The 3,338-nt window shown below is 74.9% G+C and carries 3 protein-coding genes; all 3 read right to left on the reverse strand.

Annotated elements, in window-relative coordinates; genetic code table 11:
* Positions 1 to 101: 101 nt before the first annotated feature.
* Positions 102 to 1,280: a beta-ketoacyl-[acyl-carrier-protein] synthase family protein gene (locus tag AC1DYN_RS31885; protein WP_477966706.1), complete on the reverse strand. Its 1,179-nt coding sequence runs from the start codon at positions 1,278 to 1,280 to the stop codon at positions 102 to 104.
* Positions 1,277 to 2,119, reverse strand: coding sequence for a polysaccharide deacetylase family protein (locus tag AC1DYN_RS31890; RefSeq protein WP_477966708.1), 843 nt, complete (start codon positions 2,117 to 2,119; stop codon positions 1,277 to 1,279). The genes AC1DYN_RS31885 and AC1DYN_RS31890 overlap by 4 nt, the downstream gene beginning before the upstream one ends.
* A 46-nt stretch (positions 2,120 to 2,165) precedes the next feature.
* Positions 2,166 to 3,338: MMPL family transporter (locus tag AC1DYN_RS31895; protein ID WP_477966710.1), on the reverse strand; the 1,173-nt coding region annotated here is incomplete at its 5' end.

The raw sequence follows: 3,338 nt of genomic DNA on the forward strand, positions 1-3,338 counted from the left end.
GGTGTACGGCAGCGTGCCGCCGAGCAGCTTGGCGGCGCTGTCCCAGTCGGCAAGGCCGGGCCCGCACAGCCCGACGCCCTGGATGAAGAGGGTTGCCGTCGTCATGCCGCCCCCAGCACCAGGCTGGCGTTCGAGCCGCCGAAGCCGAACGAGTTGCTGAGCACGTGGCGCAGCGGGGCCGGCCGGCTGTGGTCGAGGTAGTTCGCGTGCAGCGCGGGATCGGGCTGCAACCGGTTCAGCCCGCCGGGCAGCAGGCCGTGCTGCAGCGCCAGCAGGCTCAGCACCGCCTCGACGCCGCCGGCCGCGCCCAGCGTGTGGCCGGTCGCGCCCTTGGTCGAGCTGCACGGCGTCGCCGCGCCGAACACCGTCGCGACGGCGCGGTCTTCGGCGGCATCGTTGTTGTGCGTCGCGGTGCCGTGCAGGTTGATGTAGTCGATGTCGCCCGGCTGCAGCCCGGCGGCGGCCAGCGCCTGTTGCATCGCCGCGACCGCGCCGGCGCCATCGGGCAGCGGCGAGCTCATGTGGTAGCCGTCGCTGCTTTCGCCGGTGCCGAGCAGCCAGCCCTGCCGCTGCGGCGCGTCGCGCTCGAGCAGCGCGAAGGCCGCGGCCTCGCCCAGCGACAAGCCGTTGCGCCCGGCATCCCACGGCCGGCAGATCTGCGGCGACAGCAGCTCCAGCGAATTGAAGCCGTACAGCGTCGTCAGGCACAGGCTGTCGACACCACCGACCACCGCCGCGTCGATCCAGCCGAGGTCGATCAGCCGCGCGGCGCTGGCGAACACCTTCGCGCTCGACGAGCAGGCGGTGGCCACCACCCACTGCGGACCGTCGAGCTGCAGCGCCTTCGCGACGAAGTGCGCGAGCGACGCGGTGTTGTGCGTCTCGGGGTAGTGGAAGTCGGGCGGCAGCGCGCCGTCGGGCAGCCGCCGGCGGAAGGCGTGCTCGGTCTGCAGGATGCCCGAGGTGCTGCTGCCCAGCAGCACCGCGACGCGGCGCGGGCCGTAGCGTTCGCGGGCCTCGCGCACCGCGGCGCGGAAGCCGTTCTGCTGCAGCCCGAGCCAGGCGAGGCGATTGTTGCGGCAGTCGAAGACCTCGAGCCCGGCCGGCAGCGCGATGGCATCGACGCCGGCGACCTCGCCGACGTGGCATGGCAGCGTCACGTCCTCGAAGCGGCAGGGGCCGAGGCCGCTGCGGCCGTCGCGCAGCGCCTGCACGTGTGTCTCGTTGCCGGCGCCGAGCGCGCTGGTGACCGTCATGCGGCTGATGGCGACCGGTGTCATGCCTGTGTCGTCGGTGCGTGGACGGCGGGCCGCGCCGGCGTGCGGGCCAGCGCGTCGGGCAGGTGCACGAAGCGCAGGCCGCGCGCGCGCACCGCGTCGATCAGCGCCGGCAGCACCTCGAGCACCACCGGGGTGCCGGCCGGCGTCTGCGCGCAGTGGCCGTCGTGCAGCAGCAGGATCTCGCCACCGCGCAGCTTGTGCGTCAGCCGCGCCAGCACCTGCGCGGCGTCGCCGTCGCGCGTGTCGTAGCCGCGGCGCGACCAGCTCGCCAGGCGCAGCCCCAGCCGGTGCAGCACCGGCCCGAGCAGCACGTTGCGCAGCCCGGCCGGCGCGCGGAACAGCGTCGGCGCCTGGCCGGTGATCTGCTGCAGCGCCTGCTGGGCCTGCCGCAGCTCGTGCTCGATGCGGCCCAGGCCGAACAGCGAGAACGCGTGCGGGTGCCGCCAGGTGTGGTTCTGCACGCTGTGGCCGCGGCGCACGATGTCGCGCAGCAGCTCGGGATGGGCCACGGCGCGCTGGGCGATCACGAAGAAGGTGGCGCGCACGCCGGCGGCGTCGAGCAGGTCGAGCACCTGCGGCGTCAGCACCGGGTCGGGGCCGTCGTCCAGCGTCAGCGCGACCTCGCCGCGCGCGGCGGCATCGGCCGGCAGCCGGGTGATGTTGTCGCCGAGCCAGTTCGAGCGCGGCCACAGCCCGATGGCGGTGACGAGCAGGTGGTTCAGCACGATGGCCGACACGGCCCACGGCCACGCGGCCGGCTCACGCAGCACGGCGAGCGCTGCCAGCAGGTGGCCGGCGGCGCTGAGCAACAGGAAGGGAGGGACGGGCCAGGTGGTCACGCGAGGGGTCGCGGGTAACGGAAGTCGGGGAAGTCGGCGCTGGAAATCAGGGCTCGGATTGTCCCACAAGGGCCCCGCGGGACCCCTGCGCCCAGCTGGCCGACAACAGCAGGCACAACAGCGTGCCGGGCGCCACCACGACGCCCAGCGCCACCAGCAGCGGCACGCTGGAGGTGCACAGCACCGCGAACGACGCGACGATGGTCAGGTTGGCCAGCAGCAGCGAGGCCAGCGTCTCGGAGTCGGCCGCGCTGTCGCCCTGGCCGTGCCGGGCCAGCTGGTCGAAGAACAGCGCGTAGTTCGAGCCCACCGCGACCACCAGCAGCAGGCCGACCAGGTGCAGCACGCCGAGCGCGACGCCGCCCAGCGTCAGCCCGGCCATCACCAGCACCACGCTGGCCGCCAGCGGAAGCGCGACGCGCCACAGCCGGCGCCACGAGCGCAACCCGGCGTAGAGCAGCAGCAGCACGGCCAGCGCGCCGAGCGCGCTCTGCCAGAAGGCCTCGCGCAGGTAGCGTGCGTAGAGCGCGTCGAGTTCGGGCTGGATCTCGACGACGCGCGTGTCGGGCAGCCCGGCCAGCGCGTCGCGCAGGCGCTGCGGCGGCAGCGCGGACGGGCCGGCGCGCAGGCTCAGCAGCACCGTCCAGGGCTTGCCGTCCGCGCCGGGCACCAGCTGGGCCTGCAGCGCGGTGTCGAGCGGCGTGCCGGCGTAGTCGGCACGCGTCACCGGCTTCGCGTTGCGTTGCGCCTGCACGTCGGCGATGAAGGGCTCGAGGCGCTCCGCCGGCAGCGGGCCGTCGGCGGTGGCCTGCTTCAGGCGCGCGCGCAGCGTGTCGGCATCGGGCAGCGCGGCCTGGCGCGCGGCCTGCGCCTGCGTGCTCGGCAGCAGGCGCGTCGGGCTCTCGTAGCCGGCCAGCAGGCCGTCGGCCACCAGTGCGTCCAGGCGTGCCGAGGCCTGCTCGGCGCGCTGCAGCGCGCGGGCCTCGTCCGGCGCCTCGATCGCGACCAGCGTGCCCAGTTCGGCCGCACCCAGGTCGGCGCGCAGCGAGGCGTCCAGTGTCAAGGCCTGGGCCGTGACCGGGCTCAGGTGCGTCAGCTGGCCGCGCCAGGCGCTCGGCAGGCACAGCAGCAGTGCAAGCGCGGCGGCGCTGAGCCCGGCCCAGAACCAGCGCAGCCGCGGCGACGCGGCGGCCAGGCGCGCGGTGGCCCGGCCCAGCAC

Source organism: Rhizobacter sp. P2_D12 (assembly GCF_056404395.1).